Annotated in this window: 19 protein-coding genes; 7 read left to right on the top strand and 12 right to left on the bottom strand. The window is 74.6% G+C overall.

Going from position 1 to position 24916, the window contains the following annotated elements:
* Positions 1 to 73: 73 nt before the first annotated feature.
* On the bottom strand, positions 74 to 1306 hold the full coding sequence (locus tag MXD60_RS12855; RefSeq protein ID WP_248819273.1) for a PDZ domain-containing protein: 1233 nt from the start codon (positions 1304 to 1306) through the stop codon (positions 74 to 76).
* 87 nt (positions 1307 to 1393) lie between these two features.
* On the opposite strand from MXD60_RS12855, the gene MXD60_RS12850 reads away from it, so the two are divergent.
* Both MXD60_RS12850 and MXD60_RS12845 read left to right on the top strand, forming a co-directional pair.
* Positions 1394 to 2047: a response regulator transcription factor gene (locus tag MXD60_RS12850; RefSeq protein WP_248819272.1), complete on the top strand. Its 654-nt coding sequence runs from the start codon at positions 1394 to 1396 to the stop codon at positions 2045 to 2047.
* Complete coding sequence (locus MXD60_RS12845; RefSeq protein ID WP_248819271.1) at positions 2044 to 3423, top strand: sensor histidine kinase; 1380 nt, start codon at positions 2044 to 2046, stop codon at positions 3421 to 3423. Before MXD60_RS12850 ends, MXD60_RS12845 begins: the two co-directional genes overlap by 4 nt.
* A 38-nt stretch (positions 3424 to 3461) precedes the next feature.
* Here MXD60_RS12845 and MXD60_RS12840 read toward each other — a convergent pair whose 3' ends face one another.
* The 3 genes from MXD60_RS12840 to MXD60_RS12830 all read right to left on the bottom strand — a co-directional run bounded on the left by MXD60_RS12840 (position 3462) and on the right by MXD60_RS12830 (position 6598).
* On the bottom strand, positions 3462 to 3608 hold the full coding sequence (locus tag MXD60_RS12840; RefSeq protein ID WP_248819270.1) for a hypothetical protein: 147 nt from the start codon (positions 3606 to 3608) through the stop codon (positions 3462 to 3464).
* Positions 3609 to 3816: 208 nt separating this feature from the next.
* Positions 3817 to 4473 carry a peroxiredoxin gene (locus tag MXD60_RS12835; RefSeq protein WP_248819269.1) on the bottom strand — a complete coding sequence of 219 codons (657 nt, stop codon included), beginning with the start codon at positions 4471 to 4473 and terminating at the stop codon, positions 3817 to 3819.
* Positions 4474 to 4630: 157 nt separating this feature from the next.
* Positions 4631 to 6598, bottom strand: coding sequence for an AfsR/SARP family transcriptional regulator (locus tag MXD60_RS12830; protein ID WP_248819268.1), 1968 nt, complete (start codon positions 6596 to 6598; stop codon positions 4631 to 4633).
* 252 nt (positions 6599 to 6850) lie between these two features.
* On the opposite strand from MXD60_RS12830, the gene treZ reads away from it, so the two are divergent.
* The 4 genes from treZ to MXD60_RS12810 all read left to right on the top strand — a co-directional run bounded on the left by treZ (position 6851) and on the right by MXD60_RS12810 (position 12370).
* Positions 6851 to 8623 (top strand): malto-oligosyltrehalose trehalohydrolase, encoded by a 1773-nt coding sequence (treZ, locus tag MXD60_RS12825; protein ID WP_248819267.1) that lies wholly within the window; start codon positions 6851 to 6853, stop codon positions 8621 to 8623.
* A 267-nt stretch (positions 8624 to 8890) separates the two neighbouring features.
* Positions 8891 to 9652, top strand: a complete 762-nt coding sequence (locus MXD60_RS12820) for a pyrimidine reductase family protein (RefSeq protein WP_248819266.1) — start codon at positions 8891 to 8893, stop codon at positions 9650 to 9652.
* 190 nt (positions 9653 to 9842) lie between these two features.
* Complete coding sequence (locus MXD60_RS12815; RefSeq protein WP_248819265.1) at positions 9843 to 10124, top strand: hypothetical protein; 282 nt, start codon at positions 9843 to 9845, stop codon at positions 10122 to 10124.
* Positions 10121 to 12370 (top strand): hypothetical protein, encoded by a 2250-nt coding sequence (locus MXD60_RS12810; protein WP_248819264.1) that lies wholly within the window; start codon positions 10121 to 10123, stop codon positions 12368 to 12370. Before MXD60_RS12815 ends, MXD60_RS12810 begins: the two co-directional genes overlap by 4 nt.
* A 46-nt stretch (positions 12371 to 12416) precedes the next feature.
* Here the strand turns inward: MXD60_RS12810 and MXD60_RS12805 are convergent, their stop codons facing one another.
* The 4 genes from MXD60_RS12805 to MXD60_RS12790 all read right to left on the bottom strand — a co-directional run bounded on the left by MXD60_RS12805 (position 12417) and on the right by MXD60_RS12790 (position 16697).
* The gene (locus tag MXD60_RS12805) at positions 12417 to 13496 is read right to left on the bottom strand and encodes an ATP-dependent DNA ligase (RefSeq protein ID WP_248819263.1); all 1080 of its coding nucleotides are present in this window, start codon (positions 13494 to 13496) and stop codon (positions 12417 to 12419) included.
* Between the two features lie 102 nt (positions 13497 to 13598).
* On the bottom strand, positions 13599 to 14843 hold the full coding sequence (locus tag MXD60_RS12800; RefSeq protein ID WP_248819262.1) for a sulfate adenylyltransferase subunit 1: 1245 nt from the start codon (positions 14841 to 14843) through the stop codon (positions 13599 to 13601).
* Entirely contained in the window at positions 14843 to 15757 is a 915-nt protein-coding gene (cysD, locus tag MXD60_RS12795) for a sulfate adenylyltransferase subunit CysD (protein ID WP_248819261.1), read from the bottom strand. Before cysD ends, MXD60_RS12800 begins: the two co-directional genes overlap by 1 nt.
* 130 nt (positions 15758 to 15887) lie before the next feature.
* The gene (locus MXD60_RS12790; RefSeq protein WP_248819260.1) at positions 15888 to 16697 is read right to left on the bottom strand and encodes a 3'(2'),5'-bisphosphate nucleotidase CysQ; all 810 of its coding nucleotides are present in this window, start codon (positions 16695 to 16697) and stop codon (positions 15888 to 15890) included.
* 35 nt (positions 16698 to 16732) lie between these two features.
* On the opposite strand from MXD60_RS12790, the gene cysC reads away from it, so the two are divergent.
* Complete coding sequence (gene cysC, locus MXD60_RS12785; protein ID WP_368861226.1) at positions 16733 to 18505, top strand: adenylyl-sulfate kinase; 1773 nt, start codon at positions 16733 to 16735, stop codon at positions 18503 to 18505.
* Between the two features lie 71 nt (positions 18506 to 18576).
* On the opposite strand, the gene MXD60_RS12780 is transcribed toward cysC, so the two are convergent.
* The 4 genes from MXD60_RS12780 to hemE all read right to left on the bottom strand — a co-directional run bounded on the left by MXD60_RS12780 (position 18577) and on the right by hemE (position 24607).
* The gene (locus MXD60_RS12780) at positions 18577 to 20214 is read right to left on the bottom strand and encodes a sugar transferase (RefSeq protein WP_518467852.1); all 1638 of its coding nucleotides are present in this window, start codon (positions 20212 to 20214) and stop codon (positions 18577 to 18579) included.
* 961 nt (positions 20215 to 21175) lie between these two features.
* A complete protein-coding gene (hemQ, locus tag MXD60_RS12775) occupies positions 21176 to 21871 on the bottom strand; it encodes a hydrogen peroxide-dependent heme synthase (protein WP_248819259.1) in 696 nt (231 codons plus the stop codon).
* 49 nt (positions 21872 to 21920) lie between these two features.
* Complete coding sequence (gene hemG / locus MXD60_RS12770; RefSeq protein ID WP_248819298.1) at positions 21921 to 23333, bottom strand: protoporphyrinogen oxidase; 1413 nt, start codon at positions 23331 to 23333, stop codon at positions 21921 to 21923.
* 95 nt (positions 23334 to 23428) lie between these two features.
* Positions 23429 to 24607, bottom strand: coding sequence for a uroporphyrinogen decarboxylase (hemE, locus tag MXD60_RS12765; RefSeq protein WP_248819258.1), 1179 nt, complete (start codon positions 24605 to 24607; stop codon positions 23429 to 23431).
* Between the last annotated feature and the right edge of the window lie 309 nt (positions 24608 to 24916).

The following is a 24916-nucleotide window of genomic DNA, read 5'->3' as shown; positions in this document are numbered from 1 at the left end:
GTTGCCCCCCGGCCCCAACGCCGGCCGGGGGGGCCCCCCCCCCCCCGCCCCGGCCGGCCTCCGCAGGCGGTGGCTAGCTGCCGAGGACCGGCGGCTTCGCCTCACCCGGCGCCGCGAGCGGAGGCAGGTCCGACGGCACCTGGCCGGGGCCGTCCGGGCTGAGGAAACGCTGGATCCGCGGGCCGCCGCCAGCGGCCGGGTCCGGTGCCGCCTGCGTCAGGTTCACGGTCCAGGTCCGCCCGGTCGACGGCCGACGCACGACGAGCCGGACCGTCCGCTTCCCGGATTCCGGCGGCAGCAGCCGGTCGAGAACATCACGGTCGGGCGCACCGTTGCTGATCGAAGCACGGCCGTCGATCGACTCGATGACATCGCCGGCCTGCAGCCCAGCCGCCGCGGCCGGGCCGCCCCGGACCTCCGCCAGCGTGAGCTCCGCCATCGCGCCGTCCCGCGTCCGGGTGGCCCTGAAGCCCAGCACCTGTTCCGCGCCGTCCGCCGGAACCGCGCCGACCACCGGGCCCGAGGCGCCGCCGTCCGGTCCGGTGACTATCGTTCCGCCGGCCTCCTGCCCGCCGCGGACCGCCAGGCTGGCTGGCCGCGTGACCGTGAGCCCACCGGCCTGCGCGCCCGCGCCGGGACCGGCCGGGGCGGTCACGTCCGGAGCGCGGTAGGTGCCGGCCGTGAGTCCACTGGGCGCGTGGCCCGCCAGGGCCTCGCCGTAGGTGCTCGGCGCCCGCTTGTCGCGGACGCTGGCCGCCATTCCGTTGAGCGCGGCGATGCCGAGGCGCTGACGGACCGCGGCGGTGTCGCCCGGGCCGTCCGCGGCGCGCTGGAGCACGGTCCGGAAGGCGTTCCAGTCGACGCCGCGGTCGGCGGCGAAGGCGGGCGGGGCCGCCACCCGCGCCCGGCCGAGGTGGTCCAGTTCCTGGAGCAGGCCCGCGTAGGCACCGACCAGCAGCACCCGGTCGGTGCGTGGGTTCGCGCCGTAGTAGTGGTCGGAGAGGCAGAGATAGGTCTGGCGCAGGGTCGCCTCCGTGACCGGGGCGATGGTGGACGTCGCGATGGTCGCGGGTGCGGGGACGCCGGCGGCGGGAGCCGGGGCGCTGACCGTGCCGAACGGGGCGGTCGGCTGCCCGGGAACCGGCGCGGAACCGCCCGGCCAGCACGCGGTGGTGGTGCCGGTGGGGTTGGGAGGCGACGCCGCCTGGGCGGCACCGGCGCTCAGCCCGACGCCGACGGGCACCGCCACCGCGAGGGCGGCGGCGGTCAGTACGGACTTCCGGGTCGTTCGCAGGGGAGATCTCATGTCCGGCAGGTTGGCAGGGATGATGTTGCCGTCGGTTGAACGAGACCGTTAACGGCGTTGTCACACTGTGTTCGATAGAAGGTCGGCATGCGCGTACTGGTGGTGGAGGACGAACGGGACCTGGCCGATCTGGTGGCCGAGGGCCTGCGCCGGTATGCCATGGCGGTCGACGTGGCCTACGACGGCGCGGCGGCGACCGAGCGGCTCGCCGTGCACGACTACGACGTGCTGGTGCTGGACCGTGACCTGCCCGAGGTCCACGGCGACGAGATCTGCCGCGACCTGACGGCCTCCGGGGCACGCACCCGCATCCTGATGCTGACGGCGGCGGCGACGGTACCCGAACGGGTCGCCGGGCTCGGGCTCGGCGCCGACGACTACCTCCCCAAGCCGTTCGACTACGCCGAGCTCGTCGCCCGCGTGCAGGCCCTCGGGCGGCGCAGCCAGGCGGCGGTGGCACCGGTGCTGACCCGCGCCGGCATCGTGCTGGACCCGCGGCACCTGCAGGCCTCCCGCGACGGCCGCTACCTTCGGCTCTCGCGCAAGGAGTACGCGGTGCTGGAGGTCCTGCTGCGGGCGCAGGGGGCGGTGGTGAGCACGGAGGCCCTGCTGGAGTCCGCCTGGGATGAGCACGCCGACCCGTTCACGACGGTGGTCCGGGTGGTCGTCAGCCGGCTGCGCGCCAAGCTCGGTGATCCGCCCTGCATCCACACCGTTCCCGGCGCGGGCTACCGGCTTTGAGCGCCGACGATGAGGCCGCGGCGCGGGAAACCGGAGCGCGGGAAACCGGAGCGGACCAGGTGGGCCGGGGCTGGTTCGGCCCGCGCGGCACCGTGCGGGTCCGGCTCACGATGCTCTACAGCGGGTTGTTCCTGCTGACCTCGACGATCCTGCTCGTGGTGACGAACCTGCTGCTGCGCACCGTGCTGACCAGCAAGGTCACCGCCATCACCGCGGGCACGGTGGCGGCGCCCGGTGTCTCGGCCAACGCCCTGCCGCCCGCGGACCTGACTGCCGGCGACGGACCGTGGTTCGTGGGCACGACGCCCGACCCGTCCGCCGCGAACGCCTACGTCGGGCGGCTGCGGGTTGTCGACCGGCTGCCGGACGCGGTCCTGCACTACCAGTGGAACGCCGCGCTCATCACCATCGGCGTGCTCGCCGTCGTCTCGGTGGCGGCGGGCTGGTTCCTCGCCGGCCGGCTGCTGCGGCCCCTGCACCAGATCACCGCCACCGCCCACCGGCTGTCGCTGTCGAACCTGCACGAGCGGATCAACCTCGGCGGGCCCCACGACGAACTGCGCGAGCTCGCCGACACGTTCGACGAGATGCTCGCGCGCCTGGAACTCGCCGTCGAGGCCCAGCGCCGCTTCATCGCGAACGCGGCGCACGAGCTGCGCACCCCGCTCGCGGTGCAGCGGGCGGCCATCCAGATCGGCCTGACCGATCCGGCGCCCGAACGCCTGCCGCAGGTGCGCGCGCAGCTGCTGGCGGCGAACCAGCGCACGGAGCGACTCATCGACGGGCTGCTGCTGCTCGCCCAGACCGAGCGCGGCCTGGGCGCCGTCGAACCTGTCGCGCTCGACGCGCTCGTCCGCCAGGCCGTGCGGGAGGCTACCGGTGGCAACATCGAGGTGACGGTCCAGACCGAGCCGGTGATCACCAGTGGCGACGCCGTCCTGCTGGCGCGCCTGGTCGGGAACCTGCTCGACAACGCCGTGCGGCACAACCACCCCGGCGGCTCCGTGCACGTCCAGCTGGACTCGACCGCGACGCTCACCGTCCGCAACTCCGGCCCGCACGTCCCCGAGGACCGCATCACGGAGATCTTCGAGCCGTTCCGCCGGCTTCGTTCACCCCGCACGGGTTCGGGTGACCGCGGCGGTCTCGGCCTCGGGCTGTCCATCGTCGCGTCCATCGCGGCGCTGCACCACATCGCGCTGACCGCCAGACCGAACCCGGCCGGCGGCCTCCTGATCACCGTCGGCTTCCCGCGGTCCGCCGCCGCGTTTCCCGACCGGCCCGGGGCACTCGCGCACGGCGGCAGCCCCACGGCGGAACGCCGCGCGATCACCGGGCCGGCACCGGACCCGGCCGCCTCCCGGCCCAGCGGGTGATTCGAAGCGGCCGGCCGGGGTCTCGCCGCGCCGGAAGGTCACCTCCACCCTGCCGATGCGGTGGTCGCCGAACTCGATGTAGCAGATGCCCTGGCCACGACGTCGGCGTCGGCGCCGAGCGCCGCCGAGAGCCGGGTGGACAGCTCCAGGCCGCCGAACCCCGCCCCGAGAACCAGTACCCGCATGATCATCATGCCCTTCCGGAGCCGCCCCTGGGGGCGGGTGATGTGCGCCGGGCGCGATCGAGGGCATGCCGAAACAGCCCGCGCCGGCCGAGATGTCCGGTGTCGGCCGAGGCCGGCCGCGGTGGCCCCCGCGACCGCTGTCAGGACGGTCGCGGGGTCACCGGGAGCGCGTGCTCAGGAAAGCCTAGTGATCAGGAAGGCTGCGTGATCAGGAAGGCTGGGGCACGATGCGCAGGTAGGGCTTCGGCTCCTCCCAGGAACCGAAGATCTCCTTGGCCTGCTCGTTGTTGACCGAGCCGGCGATCACGACGTTCTCGCCCTGCTTCCAGTTCACCGGGGTGGCGACCTTGTGCTTGGCGGTGAGCTGCAGCGAGTCGATGACCCGCAGGACCTCGTCGAAGTTGCGCCCGGTGGTCATCGGGTAGACCAGGATCAGCTTGATCTTCTTGTCCGGGCCGATGACGAACACGTTGCGGACGGTCTGGTTGTCCGCGGCCGTGCGGTCGGCCGGGTCACCGCTGACGTCGGCGCCGAGCATGCCGTACGCCTTGGAGATCGTGAAGTCGGCGTCCCCGATGAGCGGGTAGTTCGGGGCCGTGCCCTGGGTCTCCTCGATGTCCTTCGCCCAGTCGGCGTGCTTGTCGACCGGGTCGACCGACAGGCCGATGATCTTCACGCCGCGCTTGTCGAACTCGGGCTTGATGCTGGCCACGTAGCCGAGTTCGGTGGTGCAGATCGGGGTGAAGTTCTTCGGGTGCGAGAAGAGCACCGCCCACGAGTCGCCGATCCAGTCGTGGAAGCGGATCGCGCCCTCGGTGGTCGCGGCCACGAAGTCCGGTGCGGTGTCGCCGATAGTCAGAGTCATCGTCGTCTCGTCTCCCTTTCGCTACGGCCGCGGCGCCGCCGGGCGCCGCGGTGTGTGGTGCGCAGGCAGAACACTACGGATGGGGCGTTCCCTGAGCGTTCCCTGCACCAAACCGGCGTCCGCCCTGGTCGGAGGCCGTGGTGGCGGCCGGACGACGTCAGCCCGCGGCGTCGGCGTGCCGGCGCGCGCGGGCCGTCCAGAACGGATGGCCCGCCTTGTCGAAGGCGGCGGCCGCCGCCTCGAAGCCGTCCCGGGCGGCGCCCCGATCACCCTCGGCGAGGCTGACCCAGGCCGCCGCCGAGGCGGCCATCGCCCGCCACGCGGTGCTGTCGAAGGTGTCCACGGTCCGCGCCGCCACCGCGGCGAACTCCCGCGCGCCCGCCAGGTCACCGGCCCGGGCGAGGGTCTCGGCGCCGAGCGGGTGGAGCAGCGCGCCGCAGCTCGGGCAGTCGCCATACCGGCTGGCCGTGACCTGCGCGGCGGCCACGGCCTCGACCGCTGCGTCCAGATCATCCTGTTCCAGGGCGGACAGCGCGGCGATGGCGTGCAGCCGCGCCCAGGCATGCCGCGAGGTCGGGGCCACCGTGGCGATCGCCGTCGCCCACTTCAGGTGGGCCGCGGCCGCGTCGAACGCGCCGGTGCAGACGGCGAGCTCGGCACGGCGCAGCCAGGGCAGCGCCACCGTCCGGCTGCCCATCGGCGTGTACAGCTCGCAGGACCGCGCGAGGCACGCGTCGGCCTCCTCGAACTGGCCGCGCAGCAGCATCGACTCGCCGAGCAGGCACCAGGCGAAGGCCTGCACGGCGACGGCGTCGGAGCGCTCGGCCAGCGCGAGGGTCTGGCGGGCGTAGTCCGCCACGTCCCCGGCGAACGCGTCGCCGTAGAGCTGGTACTGCCCGGCGCAGTGGTTGATCTCCAGGTACCGGCCGACCCGGCCACCCAGGTCGGTGCCGGCGAGGCGGCCGATCTGCGCCAGCAGCCCGGCCCGCCAGTCCCCCCGCATGTGCGAGATGATCGCGAGGGCCTCGAGGGCGTCGACGACGTCGTCCTCACCGCCGTGCTCGAGGGCCACCTCGTGGGCGTGATCGGCCAGCGCCGCGGCGGCGTCGAGATCGCCGCACTCCCGTTTCAGATGGGCGCGCACGCAGGCGATCCGCCCCCGCTCGGCGACGTCCGGCGCGAGCGCCTCGGCGGCGTGCAGGTGGCGCGCGGCCTGGTCGGTGTGGTGCGCCATCAGCAGCGCGGTCGCCATCCGGCGGTGCAGCCGGATCGTGGCGACCGGTTCGGTCACGGCGCGCAGCGCCTGCTCGTAGGCGCGGCTCGCGCCGTCGTCGTCACCGGACTGGGCGCGCAGGTCACCGACCTTCTCCCACAGCTCCACGGCGAGGTCCGGCTCGCCGCCGCGGCCGCCGCGGATCTCCTCGTACAGGCGCTGAGCGCGCGGGCTCGGCTCAACGCCCAGCTCCGCGCCGAGCGCGGCGCGCAGCCGGTCGTACTGCCGGCGGGCCTCCTCGCGCCGCCCGGCCAGGGCGTAGAGCCGCATCAGCCGGACATGGTGTTCCTCGTGCGCGGGCTCGGCGGCGACGAGGCGGGCGACCGCCCGCGCCGCCTCGTCGACCTCGCCGCCCTCCTCCAACAGGCTGGCCAGCTCCGTGGCCAGCGCCACCCAGTCCGCGCGCAGCTCCTCGCGGGGGGCGCTCGCCCAGTCCTCGTAACGGTCCTCCGGCAGCAGGCCGTCGCGGTGCAGGTCGAGCGCGTCCCAGTAGGCGCCGGCGACGCGGGTCTGGCGCGCGTGCGCCGCCAGGGCCCGGTAGTCGGAGACGTCCACGGACACCTCGTCCGACGGCAGGCACAGCAGGTCGCCGACGGAGCCGATGAGCGCCGTGCCCTCCCCCGGGCCGTCGCCGACGTCGAGCGCCCGGCGGGCCGCGTGCAGCGCCTTGCGGAGGTTCGCCCCGGCCGCCGCCGGCTCCAGCTCGGGCCACAGCAGGTCCATCACCTGCTCGCGGCGCAGGCGGTAGGCCGGCGCCAGCGCGAGCAGCTTGACCAACGTCGCCGGCTTGCGCCTCGACCACACCGCGTCGGGCACCGGCCGCTGCCCGACCAGCACGCGAAACCCGCCCAAGAGCTCGATCCGAATCCGCCCGGCCACCCATCCCCCCAGACCCGTGCCGCCCACGTCTAACCTGATGGTGCCATCTACAACGACATCTGACTGGCGCTCCGTATGCCGGGCCCCGGGAGGCACCGACCGGCCCCGGGCCGTCAGGGCACCTGTCGGCGCCGGCCGGGCGGCCCCGCGGACGGGCACCTTCGACTGGGGTCGATTGTCACTGTCACGGCATGTCGGGAAGCGGCTGGCGGTAGACAGGAGCGTATGAGCACCTTCCGGCTGTGGGCCCCGGACGCGAAGACCGTCAGCCTCGTCGTGGCGGGCGCCGATGGCGATGCCCGCCACGAGATGTCCGCCGGCCGGCGCGGTTGGTGGTGGATCAACGTGCCGTCCGCCCGGCACGGCACCGACTACGCCTTCGTGCTCGACGACAGCGACGACGAACTACCCGACCCGCGATCCGTCTGGCAGCCGGCCGGGGTGCACGGCCGGTCCCGGCTGGTCGAGCACCAGACGTTCGCCTGGACGGACGCGAGCTGGCGCGGCATCGCGCTGGCCGGCAGCGTCCTCTACGAACTGCACATCGGCACGTTCACCCCGGAAGGCACCTTCGACGCCGCGATCGGCAAGCTCGACCATCTCGCCGAGCTCGGCATCGACGCCGTGGAACTGCTGCCGGTCAACGCCTTCCCCGGCCGGCACGGCTGGGGCTATGACGGGGTGAGCCTGTTCGCCGTGCACGAGCCGTATGGCGGCCCGGACGGCCTCAAACGCTTCGTCGACGCCGCGCACGCCCGCGGCATCGGCGTGATCATGGACGTCGTCTACAACCACCTCGGGCCGGACGGCAACTACCTGAGCCGCTTCGGCCCGTACTTCACCGACCGCTACATCACGCCGTGGGGCCCGGCGGTCAACCTCGACGCGCCCGGCTCGGACGAGGTCCGGGCGTTCATCCTCGGCAGCGCCCTGGCCTGGCTGCGCGACTTCCACTGCGACGGGCTGCGCCTCGACGCCGTGCACGCCTTCCAGGACAGCCGCGCGATGCACCTGCTGGAGGAGATCGCCGAGTCGGTGCACCGGCTCGGCGCGCAGATGCGCCGCCCGTTGTTCGCCGTCGCCGAGTCCGACCTGAACGACCCGAAGCTGGTCGTGGCGCCCGAGGCCGGCGGGTACGGCCTCGACGGCCAGTGGTGCGACGACGTCCACCACGCGCTGTGGGCCGCCCTGTCCAACGAGCGGCAGGGCTACTACGCCGACTTCGGCTCGATCGCGACCCTCGCGCACGCGCTGACCAAGGGGTTCGTGCACGACGGCGGCTACTCGACGTTCCGCGGCCGCTCCCACGGCCGGCCGATGCCGCCCACCACGCCGGCCTACCGGTTCGTCACCTTCCTGCAGAACCACGACCAGATCGGCAACCGGGCCGTCGGGGACCGGTCGTCGGCGCAGCTCAGCAACGGGCTGCTGCGCATCGGCGCGGCGCTGCTGCTCACCTCGGCGCTGACGCCCATGCTGTTCATGGGCGAGGAGTGGGGCGCGCACACGCCGTGGCAGTACTTCACCGACCACAGCGCGCCCGGCCTCGGCGACGCGGTCCGCGAGGGTCGGCGCGGCGAGTTCGCCGCGCACGGCTGGGGACCCGAGGACGTGCCCGACCCGCAGGACCCGGCCACGTTCGAACGGTCCCGGCTCGACTGGTCGGAGCCGACCCGGCCCGGCCACGGCAGCCTGCTCGACTGGCACCGGCGGCTCATCGCGCTGCGCCGCCGGCTGCCGGCACTGACCGACCCGGCCTGGTCGTCGGTGGGATGCACCTTCAACGAGCAGGAGCGTTGGCTGGTGGTGCGCCGCGGCGACGTGGCGGTCGTGGTCAACCTGGCCGCGGAACGCCAGTCGGTGCCGCTGGACGGCGTTCCGTTCGACGCCCCGGCCGCCTCCGCGCCGGGTTTCACCTACATGCCCGGGCGCGTCGAGCTGGACGGCGCGTCCGTCGTCATCACCCGGCTGCTGCCGCCCGAACCGACCGCCGGCTGAGAGCGGCCCACCTCGCCCGCCCGGGCGAGGCGGCGGCAGTGGTGGTCAGCGCCGGACGCGGCCGCGGGACAGCAGGGCATAGAGCGCACCCAGGACCGCCAGCCCCACCAACAGCACCATGACGAGCAGGACGACGTAGGTTCCCATGGGTCCATCGTCGCAGGGCGCCGCCCGTGCGTCCCACCCCGTCGGGTCGCACCCCGGTCGAGGTCTCCGGCGGGGCCGGAAGGCGCCGTCGTCCCGAGGTGACCGGATAGGGTCGGCGCGGTGCGACGTCTGCTGACCGATCCCGATCCCGCGTCTGCCGAGCCCCCGTCCGGCGCTCCGGACGTCGACCTCGACGAGGCCTACGCCTATCCGGCCGAGGCTGCCCGGAGCAGCTTCGTCCGGTCGAACTTCGTCTGTTCGGCCGACGGCGCCGCGGAGGTGGGCGGACGCTCCGGGCCCCTGGGCGGCCCGGCCGACCGGCGGGTCTTCCAGTTGCTGCGCTGGCTCAGCGACGTGGTGCTCGTGGGCGCGGGGACGGCCCGGCACGAGAACTACGGCGCGGTGGTCGTCCCCGCCGAGCGCCGCGAGCGGCGGCGGGCCGCGGGCCTCGCCGAGGTCCCGCCGGTGGCGGTCGTCACCGCGAGCGCCGGGCTCGATCCGGCCGCCCGGCTGTTCGCCGTCGAGGTACGGCCCATCGTGCTCACCTGCGCCGCCGCGCCACCCGAACGGCGAGCGGCGCTGTCGGCGGTCGCGGACGTGGTCGTCTGCGGCGAGCAGACCGTCGAGCTGGTGCCGGCGCTTGCCGCCCTGGCCGAGCGGGGTCTGACCCGGGTGCTCACCGAGGGCGGGCCGACGTTGCACGCCCAGCTCGGCGCCGCCGGCCTGCTCGACGAGCTGTGCCTGACCGTCGCGCCGCTGCTGGCCGGGCCCGGCCGGATCGGCATCGGGCAGGGCCAGCCGTGGGCCGGGCCCGTGGCGATGCGTCTCGTCCACCTGCTCACCGAGGACGACAGCCTCTTCCTTCGCTACCGCCGCGCCTGACCGTCGCCGCCGCGGCAGCCGTCCCTCCCCAGATCGTTTCCGGGCCGCATCGTCCACAGGCCCAGATCGTCCACAGGCAGCCGGCTCGCGGCCGCGCTGTCCACAGGCGCCGCGCGCACCCGGCGCGGGCGGATCGGGCGTTGCTACGGTCGCACCACCCCCGACCCTGACCCTGACGGTGGTGTGCGAGATGACGATGTCCAACCTGCCCCGAGAGGCCGTGGTGAACGCGCTGGCGGCGGCGCGACGCGTCCAGACGGATGTGACGCTGGCCCTGGAAGGCCTCGCCGCGGCCGGCAGCGGTGCCTGGGAGGGTGCCGCCGCGGAGGTGGCCGCCGGGCGGCTGCGCCGGCTGGCCGCGGACGCCGCGGCGGTGCTGGACGGCTGCGTCCGGCGGTGCGCGGCCGCGGCCTCCGCGCTCGGTCCGCCCGTGCCGCCCCGGGCCGCGCGGGCGATCGGGTCGTCCACATGAGCCCCGCCGCTGCCGCGGTGGTGCGCTCCCCCGGTGGGCCGCACCGGGTGCTGATCGACCCGGTGCGGCTGCGGGGACTCGTGGGGGCGGTGCGCGCGGTCGCGCAGGCGCTGCGTGCCGGCGCCCGGACCCTGATCGAGGCGATCTCACCGGCCGGCGGATCCACGGCGCCCGGTGAACAGCTCGTGCGGCTGGGCGCCGCCTTCGACGCCGAGGCCACCCATCTGGCCCGCCGGCTGGCCGCGGCCGAACGGGCCGACGTCCCGCTGCCCCCCGCGCGCGGCCCGGCGGTGGTCACCGCGGAGGTGGTCGGGTTCCGGTACGTGCCCCTGGCGGCAGCAGCCGCAACGGTGGCGGGCGCCCCGGTCGTCGCCGAACGCGACGGCGCGCGGCCCGGTGCCGGCTGGTCCGCCGGCCGGGACGCGGCGGTCCTGCTCGTCGGCGGCGCCCCGGTCGCCGCGCGGACATCGCCGGCGGCGCCCACGGCCGGCCGCCGGCTGGGCGCGCCCGGCGGGACCGCCGGACGGGCGGCCCCGGCACCGCAGGAGGCACTGCGGCTGCTGGCAACGCACGGGGAGGATCCCGGTTTCGCCGCCGGCTTCTACGACACGCTGGGACCCACCGGGCTCGCGCGGCTGATCGCCGGGATTGCCGGGCAGCCGGTCGGTCACCGGCCGGCACCGTCCCTGGGAGTCGACCGGCGGGCGGCCGAGGCCGTCCTCGGGCGGTCGTTCGCCGCCTACAGCCGGATCCGCCCGCTCGACGAGGAGTGGCTGGGCCGCCTCAACACCCGTGGGCGCCGCGGCACTGCCGACACGGTGCTGCTCACGCCCCTGCTCGCAGCAGGGCGGGTCAGCGTCGCGCTGCTGGACCGGCTGGCCCGGCTCGCGTTCGGCGCCGCAACGGGTGCGCCGGCGCCCGGCCCGGCGGACCACTCCGGTGCCGGGGCGGTCGGCCGCCGCCCGACAGCGCTCGCGACCGCGCCGTCGGGCGCCGCGGCCAGGACCGCCTACGAGGTGGCGCTGCTCGACGCGATCAGGGCCGAGCCGACCCTGGTCTGCGCCGTCGCCGCGCGCCACGTCCGGGAGGTGCTGACCGTGGCGGAGATCGGAGCGCTGGGCCTGCCGGTGGCGGTCCGCCTGGCCGACGCGACGCAGGATGCCTGGTGCCGACTGGTCGCCGCCGCGGGGGAACCGGCCGCGCGGGCCGCGGACCCGAGGGGGTCCGCGGACTTCGCCGCGCGCCTCGCCCGCGCCGTCGACGCCGCCGGTGGGGCCGGACTGCCGCCGCAGCTGCGGGCCGCGTTCGTCCCGGTGCTGCACACCTACCGCGACGAGATCTACGATGCGGCGACGGCGATCGCGCCCGGCCGGACGGACCCTGCGGATCCCGCCGACGGGCTGCGGGAGGTGCCCGTCGGGGCGTGGCGGTCGCTGCTGCGGGAGTGCCTGCGCGGTGGGGCGCTCGCCGGGCTGCTGGCCCGCGACGCCGCCGCCTACGGCGTCGACCTCGAGCGGCAGCAGGCTGACCGCACCCGGGGCTGGAACAGCGCGCCGGGCGGATACCCGGCGAGTCCGCGGACGCTGTCCTATCTGCGGGCGGCCCGCGCCCAGGTGTTCCTCGCCGGCGCACTGGTCGACGCGGCCGACGCGGTCGTGCGCGAGCACGCCGAGCAGGGCGCGGCCTTCCGCCGCCGCCAGGGGCTCATCCTGGACCTGCTCGGCACGGTTGCCACCGCGATCGATCTGGCGGACCCCGCGGGGACCTTCGCCAGGCTGGGGGTGGGGGTCACCGTCGACGGGATCGACACCCTGGTCCGGACGCGCTACCGCGACGTGTCCGCGACGGGTGCCCGCGAGGTGCTCACCGCGCTGCGGGAGGCGAGCCGTGGCCTGCCGCAGTGGGCCGCCGGCTACGAGACGAGTGCCCGGCTGCTGTGGGCGCGTCGCGGCACCGACCCGCTGCGCCCGGTGGCGGTGATCGAGAACGACGGACGGCGCCGCGTCTACTCCGGGGACCCACGGGCCGACGGGTTCATCACCGGACCGGCGACCGACTTCCTCGACGCGGCCGGCAGTCCGCGGGCGGCGTCGACGCTGACGCCGACGCAGCGCGGGGCCTATCTGGCCTGGCTGGCGAGTCCGGGGCTGGTCGCCAACAACGACCGGCTGACGATCCTGGCGGCGCTCGCCGTCGCTGGCGAGACCCGGGTACCCCCGGATCTCGCGTTGCGGCCCAGTGGCTGAGCGGAGCGGGTCGCCGACCCGGGCGCGCGGCCGGCAGGCGGCCGGGTCAGCGCAGGACCTGGGCCAGGTCGATCGGCGCCGGCCGGCCGAGCTGGGCGAAGGTGCAGCTGGCGGGGTCCCGGTCCGTCCGGAACCGGACGAACTGGGTGGTGTGCCGGAACCGGGGCCCCTCCATGTGGTCGTAGCGGACCTCGACGACCAGCACCGGGCGCAGCGGGACGAACAACAGGTCCCGCCCGGCCGCCCAGCGGCTCTCCCCGGCGTCCCACGGGGTGCGGGTTTTCCCGGACGCCCCCGGCGCCCAGGGATGGTCCTCGATCGGTATCACCAGCTCGGCGAGCTCCCGGGCCAGCTCGCGGCGCCGCGCCATCGGGAACGCGGAGCTCACCCCGACCGCCGCGAGCCCGCCGCCAGCAGCGCCCGGCGCCGTCGCGTCCGGATCGGGATGGAGGCCGAGCAGCAGCGAGCCGACCGCGTCGGGGCCGGACTTGTGCGGACGGTAGCCGGCGACGACGCAGTCCGCCGTGCGCACATGCTTGATCTTGAACATCACCCGCCGGTCGGGTTCGTAGCGGGAGTCCGGCGCCTTCGCGACGATGCCGTCGAGCCCGGCGCCCTCGAACTGGTCGAACCACTGCCGGGCCAGGTCAGGGTCCTCGGTGGCCGGGGCGAGGTGCACCCGGGCGTCCGGGTCGCCGAGCAGCGCGACGAGGTCGGCGCGACGGCGGGTGAAGGGCTGGTCGAGCAGGGCCGTGTCACCGTTCGCGAGCAGGTCGAACGCGACGAAGGACACCGGGGTCTCGGCGGCGAGGCGGGCGACCCGGCTCGCCGCCGGATGCACCCGCTGCTGCAGGGCCTCGAAGTCGAGTCCGCCCGCGCCGGCGACGACGATCTCGCCGTCCAGCACGCAGCGCGGGGGCAGCGCGGCGCGCAGGTGCGGGAGGAGTTCGGGGAAGTAGCGCGTCATCGACTTCGTGGTCCGCGAGGTGATCTCCACCTCGTCCCCGTCCCGGAACACCAGCGCCCGGAAGCCGTCCCACTTCGGCTCGTAGACCAGGCCAGCGGGGATCTCGTCGACGGCGCGCGCCAGCATCGGCTTCACCGGCGGGACAACGGGGAGGTCCACAGGCTGATCCTGTCCCAGCCCGCCCGCGGGTGCGCCGCGGCGCTCCGGCGAACCACCGGCAGCCGGCTCAGGCCAGCCCGGCTCGGATCAGCCCGGCTCGGATCAGAGGATCATGCCGGCACCGAGGGTGGCGCCGGAGGTCTCGTCGATGAGCAGCACGCTGCCCGTGTCGCGGTTGCGCCGGTACGGGTCGTAGCACAGCGGCGAGGTGGTCCGCAGGGCGACGCGGCCGATGTCGTTGAGGGCGAGCGTCTCGACGGTCTCGTCGCGGTGCAGCGTGTCGATGTCGACGCGGTAGCTCACGTCGGTGACCATCGCCCGCACCGAACGGGTGGTGTGCTTGACGCCGATCCGGGCCCGGCGGCGCAGCGGCGCGTCGACCATCCAGGAGACCATGAGGTTGAGGTCCTGGCCGACGGTCGGCCGGTTGTTCGGCCGGGCGATCATGTCGCCGCGGGAGACGTCGAGGTCGTCCTCGAGGCGGACGGTCACCGACATTGGCGGGAACGCCTCGTCGACCGGGCCGTCGAAGCTGTCGATCCCGGCGACCCGCGTCGTCAGCCCGGAGGGCAGCACGATGACGTCGTCGCCGGGCTTGAGCACCCCACCGGCGACCCGACCGGCATACCCGCGGTAGTCGTGCAGGTCGTCGCTGCGCGGCCGGACGACCCACTGGACGGGGAAGCGGACGTCGATGAGGTTGCGGTCCGACGCGATGTGCAGCTCTTCGAGGTGGTGCAGCAGCGAACTGCCGTCGTACCAGGGAGTGCTCGGCGAGCGGGAGACCACGTTGTCGCCGCCCAGCGCGGACACCGGGATCGCGGTGACGTCCACGATCTCCAGCTTCGCGGCGAAGTGCCGGAACTCTTCCTTGATCTTCTCGAAGACCTCGCGATCGAAGTCGACGAGATCCATCTTGTTGATGCAGAGCACCAGGTGCGGGACGCGCAGCAGGGAGGCCAGGAACGCGTGCCGGCGGGTCTGCTCGACGACGCCCTTGCGCGCGTCGACGAGCAGCAGCGCGAGGTCCGCGGTGGAGGCGCCGGTGACCATGTTGCGGGTGTACTGCACGTGCCCGGGGGTGTCGGCGAGGATGAACGACCGCCGGGGCGTGGCGAAGTAGCGGTAGGCGACGTCGATGGTGATGCCCTGCTCCCGCTCGGCGCGCAGGCCGTCGGTGAGCAGGGCGAGGTCGACGTAGCCGTCGCCGCGCTCGCGGCTGGTCCGCTCGACGGCGGCCAACTGGTCGGTGAACAGTGACTTGGTGTCGTAGAGGAGGCGACCGATCAGGGTCGACTTCCCGTCGTCGACCGAGCCCGCGGTCGCCACACGCAGCAGTTCGGCCATCAGAAGTAACCCTCCTTCTTGCGATCCTCCATCGCGGCATCGCTGACCCGGTCGTCGGCGCGGGTCGCGCCGCGCTCGGTGATCCGCGTCGCCGCGACCTCGGCGATGACCTCGTCCACCGTCGCCGCCGTGGACTCCACCGCGCCCGTGCACGTGATGTCACCCACCGTGCGGTAGCGGACCTGCCGGGGCACGACGATCTCGCCGGGGCGCGGTGGGGTCAGCTCGGTGACCCCGAGCAGCATGCCGTCCCGCTCGATCACCTCGCGGCTGTGCGCGTAGTAGATCGAGGGGATCTCCAGGCTCTCCTGCGCGATGTAGCGCCAGATGTCGAGCTCGGTCCAGTTCGACAGCGGGAAGACCCGGATGTGCTCGCCGGGGCGGTGCCGGCCGTTGTAGAGCGACCACAGCTCGGGCCGCTGGTTCTTCGGGTCCCACTGGCCGAACTCGTCGCGGAAGGAGTACACCCGCTCCTTCGCCCGGGCCTTCTCCTCGTCGCGCCGCGCGCCGCCGAACACGGCGTCGAAGCGGTTGTCCGCGATCGCGTCCAGCAGGACCGGCGTCTGAAGCTGGTTGCGCGACGCGCCCGGGCGGGTGTCCTCGGTCAGCTCCCCCGCGTCGATCGCGGCCTGCACGGAGGCGACCACCAGCCGGGCGCCGAGCTGCTCAGCCCGGTGATCCCGGAAGTTCAGCACCTCGGCGAAGTTGTGGCCGGTGTCGATGTGCAGCAGGGGGAAGGGCAGCTTCGCCGGCCAGAACGCCTTCTCCGCCACCCGCAGCATGACAATCGAGTCCTTGCCGCCGCTGAACAGCAGCGCGGGACGCTCGAACTCGGCCGCGACCTCACGGAAGATGTGAATGGCCTCGGCCTCGAGCATCTGCAGGTGGGTGAGCTCGTAACCCGTGACAGGCACGCGGATACCCCTCGTCGAGCCGGTGTATCAGACCAAACTAGCCCACCACACCTTCCCGGGACTGGTTTCGTCGACGTTAACCATCTCACCAGCAGCCCAACACCCACGCCCGCGGCAAACCGCGGTCACGCTACCGGCTGGTATCCGCCGCGGCGATCGCGGCGAGCACCGCGGGCGCCAGGTCGGCCACGCAGATGACCAGGTCGGGCAGCAGCGGATCGCGCTGGTTGTAACGCAGCGGCGAACCGTCGAGGCGGCTGGTGTGCAGGCCCGCGGCCTGGGCGACCGCCACCGGCGCGGCCGAGTCCCACTCGTACTGCCCACCGGCGTGCAGGTAGACCTCGGCCTGCCCGCGGATGACCGCCGCCGCCTTCGCCCCGGCGGAACCCATCGGCACGATGGTCGCGCCGATCGCCTCGGCCACCTCCCCGACGATGCGCGGGGCCCGGGTCCGGCTGGCCACGATCCGCGGCGGCCCGGTGCGCGGCGGGCGCGCGGGCGGGGCACCCGCCGAGGACAGCGTCACGCCCAGCGCCGGCAGGGCGACGGCGCCGGTGACGAGCTCGCCGCTCTGCCACAGCGCGACGTGCACCGCCCAGTCGGTCCGGCCCGGCTCGGCGAACTCACGGGTGCCGTCAAGCGGATCGACGATCCACACCCGTTCGGCCGGGAGTCGCGCCGGGTCGTCGACACCCTCCTCGGACAGCACCACGTCGGCGGGGCGGTGCCGGTCCAGCGCCCGGGCCAGCAGCGCGTGCGACCGGGCGTCCCCGGCGTCCCGCAGCGTGGCCGGTTCGGCGAAACCGACATCGTCGCGGATCCTGAGCAGCAGTTTCCCGGCATCCGTGGCCAGTCGCCGGGCAAGGACGTCATCGTCGAGTTCGTCGCTCGCGATGTCGACGGGAACGAGAGCCGGCAGGCTGGTGTCGTCGGTGTTCATCGGGTGGGAGTCTGTCACCCGCTACGGTCGCGGGTGTGAGTGCCACCTCTGATCCGGATCCCGACCGTCAGCGCACCGCCCAGGACGGGCAGTCCGGGCAGTCCGCCGGCGATCCGCTGCTCACGCTGGTGGGCCCGGCCCGCGCGGCGGAGCTGACGGCCGCCTCGCTCGACTGGCCGTCGCTGACGCTGACGCCGGACCAGCTCGCCGAGCTGGAGCTGCTGCTCGTCGGCGCCTTCGGTGCGTCGCCGGGGTACCCCGCCGGGGACGAGCTCGCCGGCGTGACGGTGCCGTCGCTGGTCGTCCCGCCGGAGGTCGCCACCCCGTTGCCGGCCGACGCCACGGTCGCCCTGCGCGACCAGGAGGGCGTCATGATCGCGGCGCTGCGCCTGCGCGCGACGGTGCCGGCGGCGGACGGAGCCGGGATCCGCCTGGTCGGCACGGTGGAGGGGGTGCGGCTGCCGCACCACCCGGATCATCCGGACCTGCGGCTGACGCCCGACCAGCTACGCGCCGAGCTGCGGGCCCGAGGCTGGACCGGTCCGCAGGTCGGGTCCGGGGCGGCCTGGGCGGTCTGGGCCGACGGACTGCTCCACACCGCCGACGTGGGCCGGATCAGGGCACTGACCCGCCAGGGCAAGCGCTGCGTGGTGCTTGCCCCGGTCGGCGGCGCGGATCCCGCGGACGCACACCACCACCTGCGCATCCGGTGCCTGCTGGCCGCGCTCGACGCCGTCGACGCGCCGCTGCGCCCCAGCGAGGCGACGCTGGCGTCGGAGGCCGGGGCCTCCGACGCGATCGCGGCCGGCGCCGCGGCCCGCCGGCCCGAGCCGGCCCCGGATCCCTATCGCCGCCCGGGGGTCAGCGAGCATCCGTCCCGCCACCGCAGCCTGCTGGTCCTGGTACCGGTCCTGCGCGTACCGCTGCTGGCGACGCCCCGCGAGCCGGGGATGAGCGGGACGGTCCTCCCGGCCGGCGGTGGGACCGCCGCCGACGCGCCGGGGCCCGCCGCGGCGCCACCGGCCGACGGGGACACGCCGGCGTCGCCTCCGGACGAGTCGGCGGACCTTGCCCGCCTGACCGCCCAACGCGCACATCTGGCGAGTGTCTACGGGTTGACCGGCAGCCTGATCGGGCCGGCCATCGGCGCCCCGGGGCGCGCCGAGCTCGCGTCGCTGCTCGACGCCGGCGGCCCGATCCCCGCCGAGCTCACCCCGCCCACGGTCGCGGCGGAGCTGACCCGGGCCCTCCCGCCGCGCTCGCGGCGCGGGCTGACCATCCTGTTCACCGGTCTGTCCGGGTCCGGGAAGTCGACCCTGGCCGGACTGCTGGTCTGCCGGTTGCTCGAGGAGGGCGGACGGCACGTCACCCTGCTCGACGGCGACGTCGTGCGCACCCATCTGTCCGCGGGGCTGGGTTTCTCCCGGGCCGACCGGGAGACGAACGTCCGCCGGATCGGCTTCGTGGCGGCCCAGGCCGCCGGCGCGGGCGGCACCGTGGTGTGCGCGCCCATCGCGCCCTACGCGAACGTGCGCGCCGAGGTTCGAGAGATGGTCCGCGGCGCCGGCGGCGGGTTCGTGCTCGTCCATGTGTCCACCCCGTTGCAGGTGTGCGAGTCCCGCGACCGCAAGGGGCTGTACGCCAAGGCCCGCGCCGGGGTCATTCCCGCCTTCACCGGCGTGTCCGACCCGTACGAGGAACCGGACGACGCCGACGTCACGGTGAACACCGCGGAGCTGACCAGCGAGGAGGCGGTCGAGCGGGTCCTGGACCACCTGCGCGTCGCCGGCTGGTTGGCCGTGTCGTGACGCCCCGGCCGGCGGGGCGGGTGCTCGACGACCCGGGCGCCGCGCGGCGCGGGTGTCAGTAGGCACGGGTGTCAGTAGGCGCCTTCGCGGCGCAGGACGGCGAAGACGGTCCGCCAGAGGATGACGAAGTCCATCGCCAGCGACCAGTTCTCCACGTAGCGCAGGTCGAGGCGGACCGACTCGTCCCACTCCAGGTCGGACCGGCCGCTGATCTGCCACAGGCCGGTGAGGCCGGGCTTGACCATCAGGCGGCGGTGCACGTCGACCTCGTAGCGGGCGACCTCGCTCGGCAGCGGCGGACGCGGGCCGACGAGGGACATGCTTCCGTTGACCACGTTGAGCAGCTGCGGCAGCTCGTCCAGCGACCACTTGCGCAGGAACTTGCCGACCCGGGTGATGCGCGGGTCGTCGCGCATCTTGAACAGCAGGCCCTCACCGCGTTCGTTGAGCGACTCCAGGTCCGCCTTGCGGGCCTCGGCGTCGACGTACATCGAGCGGAACTTGAACATCGTGAAGTGCTCGCCACCGCGGCCGACCCGCACCTGCCGGAACAGCGCCGGTCCGCGGCTGGTGAGCCGCACGGCGAGACCCAGCGCGACGAACAGCGGCAGGAACAGCAGCATCACGGTGCCGGCGACGACCCGGTCGAACACGCCCTTCATGACGCGACGGGTACCGGTGAGTTCCGGCTCCTCGATGTGCAGCAGCGGCAGCCCGGCGACCGGGCGGATCGAGATGCGCGGGCCGGTGACGTCGGTGAGCGCCGAGGACACGAGCACGTCGACGTCGCTGCCCTCCAACGTCCACAACACCCGGCGCAGGGTCTCGCCGTCCATCTGGGGACAGATCGCGACGGTGGTGGCGTGGGTGGCGGTGATCGCGGTGTGCAGGGTCTCGGAGGTGCCGACGATCGGCACACCCAGCAGGTCGAATCCGCTGCGTTCGGGCCGATCGTGGCTGTGCCGGCCGGGTGAGCGGTCGAGCACGACGCCGACGACGGCCCAGCCGGACGTCGGGTCGCGCTGGGCGAGGCGCACCAGGGTGGCGGCCGACTCGCCGGCGCCGACGACGAGCACCCGGTGCAGACACCGGCCGGCCCGGCGCATCCGGTGCAGGATGCCGCGCCCGACGACCCGGCCGGCGACCGAGAGCACCGTCGCGGCGGGGAAGGCGATGAGCACGTAGCTGCGGGCGATCTCGGCCTTGGTGGCGTAGGAGATGATGGCGACGGCGGCGGTGAGCCGGGCGGCGGAGTTGACCACCCGGCGGAACTCCTCGGAGCCACCGCCGAGGAACCGGCTCTCATAGGCCCGGTTGAGCGACATCGCCACCACCCAGGCGGGCGGCAGCAGGATCGTCATCAGGATGTACGGCTGGATCGAGACGGGCTCGGAGTCGAACCGGACGAGATGCCCGAAGCGTACGACGAACGCGAGCGCCACGGCGAGCACGCAGGCCGCCGCGTCGAAGAGGATCAGCAGCCGGACGTAGCGGCGCTCCCAGGTGACCTGGGCGCGGTAGCCCGCCGTCTCGGCGGCGGCGGCCGCGCTGGCCCGGCCGACGCTGTGCCGGCCCCCGGTCTGGCCGGGCGGCGCCCCGGCGGGGCGTGGCTGGACCGGTGGGTACGGGTTGGGAGCGCCGTGGCGCGGGGAGTCGACGACGTTCGGCCCGGCACCGCCACGGCGATGCCCTGACATGGTCTCGGTCACCGGTCACCCCCCGCGACGGCTACGGTCCCGCGGCGAGCCTGCGTGGAGTCGCTCGCGGTCCGGGCGGCCCAGGCAGGGGTCATGTTGATCGCCCACGCCGCGACAGTAGTCCGGTATGACCGCATTGAGGCAGCTTTGTGGTCTCAACGTACTCCGCCGATGTCCCGGCCCGGCGAGTTCGACCCATCTCGGCCGATCGCGACCCGAGCGGGAATCCCCCGCATCTCGCCGCGGCTCGCTCGGACGGCCGCGATCTCATCCCTCGGTGATGCATCGACCGGACCTCCAGCGATCTTGCCCCGCCACCGACTGTGGGCCACCGTGGACAGCAGTCCGGCCACTCACCCGTCAGCTGTGGGCACCCGGGCCACGTCAGCGCGCTGCGGGGCGAACCGGACCACCGGACACCGACGAGGCCGGCGTGCCATGGTCACGGGGCAACGTTACCGGCTCTCTCCAGCCGATCCACCAGCGGCCCGACAAAGCGACCGGGTGGCGCCGGCGGGACCGCCGGGCGTTGCGGCGGCGTCAGGCGTCCGTTTGTGGCGCCCCAAGGTAACAGAGTTCGGGTCGACTTCCGGTAACCCGGCGTAGCGATTTTCGGCGTTCTTCTGCATGTCCCGACTTATCCGACTGCAGGCGTCCACCGGCACGCTGCGTATACATAGAGCACCAGTGATGCTACGTTGCGTCATGACGCCCCGGCCCTGCCGGGGAGCCGTCGGCGGCCCTCCCGTGCGGGCGCCGACGGGAGCGGACCGTGCGCTCCACGCCGCCGAGCGGCCGGGGAGGGCGCGGGTACGGGACGGTCGGCGCCTGCCGGACGGGTGGGGGCGCCCAGGCAGGCGCCGGCTGCTGACCAGGGGCGAACTCGGGGTGGCCGGCGACGTCGGGAGGCCAGGCGGCGCCCCGGCGGCCCCGGAAGCCGGGGGCCGGCTACCGGGCGTCCCGGGTGGCGAGCTCAGGGCAGGGCGGCGACGATGTCGGCGACCGACTTGCGCGGGCCCGTGTAGAACGGCGTCTCCAGGCGGGTGTGCCGCCGGGCGGCGCTGCCCCGCAGATGGCGGATGCAGCCGACGATCCGGTGCAGCTCGTCGGCCTCGAAGGCGAGCAGCCACTCGTAGTCGCCGAGGCCGAACGAGGCCACGGTGTTCGCCCGGACGTCCTCGTACTCGCGTCCCATGATCCCGTGCTCGGCGAGCATCCCGCGCCGCTCGTAGTCCGGCAGGAGATACCACTCCAGCGAGCGGTTGAACGGGTAGACGCAGGCATACCCACGCGGGTCCTCCCGGCGCACGAAGGCCGGGATGTGGTTGCGGTTGAACTCGGCGGGGCGGTGCAGGCCGACCGCCGACCACACCGGACGCAGATGCCCACCCAGCACCGTCTGCCGGAACCGCTGGTAGGTCTCCTGCAACAGATCCGGATCGGGGCTGGTCCACCACACCATCAGGTCCGCGTCCGCCCGGTAGCCGGACAGCTCGTACACCCCGCGGGTGTAGACGTCCTTCTCGAGGGCGCCGTCCAGCAGAGCGTTGACCTCGTCCGTCAGGGAGGTCCGATCGGCCGGCAGCGGACGGTCGGCGGCGAAGACCGACCACCCGGTGTAGAGCATCTCAGCGTTGAGTTCGTTCGCTGACTTCGTGGACTCCGGCATAACCCGTCTCCTTCTCGCACCGGCCGGATCGACCCCGGCCGGATGGCTCTCAGACTCCCGGGCCGAGGGCGTCCGCCGGGCTGCCCGCCGCCCGGGCAGCCCGCAGCACCGCCGCGGCGGCGGCCTCCCCCGACCGGATGCAGGCCGGGATGCCGACACCGTCGTAGCCGGCGCCGGCGATCGCGAGACCCGCCGGCAGCGCCCGGCGCACGGCCGCGACCCGGTTCAGATGGCCGGGCAGGTACTGCGGCAGCCCGCCGTCCCAGCGGCTGACGCGGGTGGCGATCGGCCGCGCGCTCAGGCCGGCGATCTGGGCGATCTCCGCGGCCACCACCCCGGCCAGCTCGGTGTCGCCCCGGCCCAGGTCCTCGCTGGCACCGGCGCGCCCGACGCTGGCTCGCACGACCGTGAGCCGGTCGGCGGCGACGTGCGGCCACTTGGCGGTCAGGAACGTGGCCGCCTTGACGGACCTGCCTTCGCGGGCCGGCACCAGGAAGCCGCTGCCCACCGGCGGTCGGACATCCCGGTAGACCAGCGTCACCAGCGCGACCGACGCGTACGGCACGCCGGCGAGCGGCGTGGCGGCGTGCGGGGCGATCGGGTCGAGCAGCGCGCGGGCCGCCCCGGCGGGCACGGCGAGGATCACCGCGTCGGCCTCGACGGGCTCGGGGGTCTGCCCGCCCTGGGCGCGCCCGCAGATCACCCGCCAACCGGTCGCGGTGCGCTCGACGGCGCGCACCGGCACACCCGTGCGGATCGTCGCCCCGCAGCGCTCGGCCACCCGCGTCGCGAACGAGCCGAGGCCGCCGCGCAGGCTGGCGAACACCGGCGTCGCCGGGCCGGCGCCGGTCGGGCCGGTGCGGGCCCGCACCCGGTGCGCGCCGAGCAGCAGCGAGCGATCCTCGGCGAGGATCGGGACCAGCTGCGGCACCGTGGCCCGCAGCGACAGCGCGTCGGCGCGGCCGGCGTAGACGCCGCCGAGCAGCGGGTCGACGAGCAGGTCCACGACTTCCCGGCCGACCCGCGCGCCGACGAACTCGCCGACGGTCGGATCGTCCGGGAACCGGGTGCGCGGCAGCGCCAGATCCGCCGCGGCCCGCACCATCCCGCGCGGGGTCAGCACCCCGGAGCGGATCAGGCCGAGCACGTCGGTCGGCACGCCGAGCATCGTGTTCGGCGGGATCGGCCGCAGCCGGCCGCGAATCCACAGCGAGGCCGAGGTCGTCGCCGGGTGCACGACCTGGTGCCCGAGGCCGACGTGACGGGCCAGCCGCAGGCCGTCCGGGACGCGGGCGAGGAACGACTCGGCGCCCTCCTCGACGTCCATCCCCTCGATCGGGGTGGTGCGCAGCTTGCCGCCGACCCGCTCCGCCGCGTCCAGCACGGTCACCTCGGCCTGCCCGGCCAGTGCCTGGGCCGCGGCGAGTCCGGCGATGCCGGCGCCGACGATGACAACCCGCACGTTCCTGCCGCCCTTCACGATGTGTCAGCCTGGTTCCAGGGCTCGCCTGTGGTGCCCGGGTTCACCGCGGCCGGGCGATGCCCGCCGCGATGACCTCACCCCGCGTGGACGAGATCAACGATGCGCGCGAGCACGCCCGGGTCGGACTCCGGCAGCACGCCGTGCCCGAGGTTGAACACGTGGCCGGGCGCGGCGGTGCCGCGGACGAGCACCTCGCGGACCTTGGACTCGAGAACGTCCTCGGGGGCGAAGACCGCCGCCGGGTCCAGGTTGCCCTGCACCGCCCGGTGCAGCCCGACCCGGCGGGCCGCCTCGTCCAGCGGGACCCGCCAGTCGACCCCGACGACGTCGGCGCCGGCCTCGCCCATCGCGCCGAGCAGCTCGCCGGTGGTGACACCGAAGTGGATGCGCGGCACCTCCCCGGCGAACGCGGAGAGCACCTGAGCGCTGTGCGGGGCCACGTAACGGCGGTAGTCGGCCTCACTGAGCGCGCCGGCCCACGAGTCGAACAGCTGGATCGCGTCGACGCCCGCGTCCACCTGGACGCGCAGGAACGCGGTGGTGATGACGGCGAGGCGCTCGAGCAGGTCGTGCCAGAGCTTCGGCTCGCCGTACATCAGCGCCTTGGTGCGCAGGTGGTTACGGCTCGGGCCGCCCTCGACGAGGTAGCTGGCGAGGGTGAACGGCGCGCCGGCGAAGCCGATCAGCGGGGTGCCGCCGAGCTCTCCGAGCAGGCTCCGGACGGCCTCGGCGACATACGGGACGTCGTCCGGCTCCAGCGTGCGCAGCGCCGCGAGCCCGGCGCCGTCGCGCACCGGTTCGGCGACCACCGGCCCCACCCCGGGCACGATGTCGACGTCGAGGCCGATCGCGACGAGCGGCACGACGATGTCCGAGAAGAAGATCGCCGCGTCCGGGCGGAACCGGCGGATCGGCTGCATGGTGATCTCGGTGATCAGCGCCGGGTCCCGGCACGAGTCGAGCATCGCCACGCGCTCGCGCAGGCTGCGGTACTCGGGCAGGACCCGGCCGGCCTGGCGCATGAACCACACGGGGGTGGTCTCGGGCCGGTCCCCCTGGCAGGCGCGCAGGAAGGGCGCGGTGGTCGCGAGGCCGGGCCGGCGCGCGCGGGCGCCGGCGGTGGTCGACGCCGGCCCGGTGCGGGTCGGCACGGCACGGTTCGCGGCGGCACCACGCATCCCGGCGCGGCCCGCCGCGGTCGTGACGATGGCCGGCCCGGACGCGGGTCCGGCGTCGATGGGGACGACAGACATGCTCCGATCGTTGCATGCCGGCCGCACCTGTGCCGGTGCGGCCGGGGTCACACCGACCGGCACGGGCGGGTGACGACCGGCGTCGTGGCGCCCACAGCCCCGTCGGACCGGACCTCGCGACGTCAACTATCTTCTACTTTCAGTAGAAGAACTCGCTGGTCCCAGCCAGATCCACCGGCCACGACCATCCGGGAGGCGGCCGGGGGGGCGGGGGCCCCCCCCCCCCCCCCCCGGGGCCGCCCCCCCCCCCCCCCCCGGCCGCGGCCCGGCGCGGAGGGGGGCCCCGCCGCCGGGGCCCGGCTGCCGGGG

This window comes from Frankia sp. AgB32 (genome assembly GCF_023243045.1).
GTDB lineage: Bacteria > Actinomycetota > Actinomycetes > Frankiales > Frankiaceae > Frankia.
This window is presented reverse-complemented; position numbering and strand designations above follow the sequence as displayed.

Coding starts and splice junctions, on each gene's coding strand:
- MXD60_RS12835 (WP_248819269.1), bottom strand. CDS start 4,473: ATGACTCTGACTATCGGCGACACCGCACCGGACTTCGTGGCCGCGACC.
- MXD60_RS12810 (WP_248819264.1), top strand. CDS start 10,121: ATGAGCCCCGCCGCTGCCGCGGTGGTGCGCTCCCCCGGTGGGCCGCAC.
- MXD60_RS12815 (WP_248819265.1), top strand. CDS start 9,843: ATGACGATGTCCAACCTGCCCCGAGAGGCCGTGGTGAACGCGCTGGCG.
- hemE (WP_248819258.1), bottom strand. CDS start 24,607: ATGTCTGTCGTCCCCATCGACGCCGGACCCGCGTCCGGGCCGGCCATC.
- treZ (WP_248819267.1), top strand. CDS start 6,851: ATGAGCACCTTCCGGCTGTGGGCCCCGGACGCGAAGACCGTCAGCCTC.
- hemQ (WP_248819259.1), bottom strand. CDS start 21,871: ATGCCGGAGTCCACGAAGTCAGCGAACGAACTCAACGCTGAGATGCTC.
- MXD60_RS12800 (WP_248819262.1), bottom strand. CDS start 14,843: ATGGCCGAACTGCTGCGTGTGGCGACCGCGGGCTCGGTCGACGACGGG.
- MXD60_RS12855 (WP_248819273.1), bottom strand. CDS start 1,306: ATGAGATCTCCCCTGCGAACGACCCGGAAGTCCGTACTGACCGCCGCC.
- MXD60_RS12790 (WP_248819260.1), bottom strand. CDS start 16,697: ATGAACACCGACGACACCAGCCTGCCGGCTCTCGTTCCCGTCGACATC.
- MXD60_RS12840 (WP_248819270.1), bottom strand. CDS start 3,608: ATGCGGGTACTGGTTCTCGGGGCGGGGTTCGGCGGCCTGGAGCTGTCC.
- MXD60_RS12850 (WP_248819272.1), top strand. CDS start 1,394: ATGCGCGTACTGGTGGTGGAGGACGAACGGGACCTGGCCGATCTGGTG.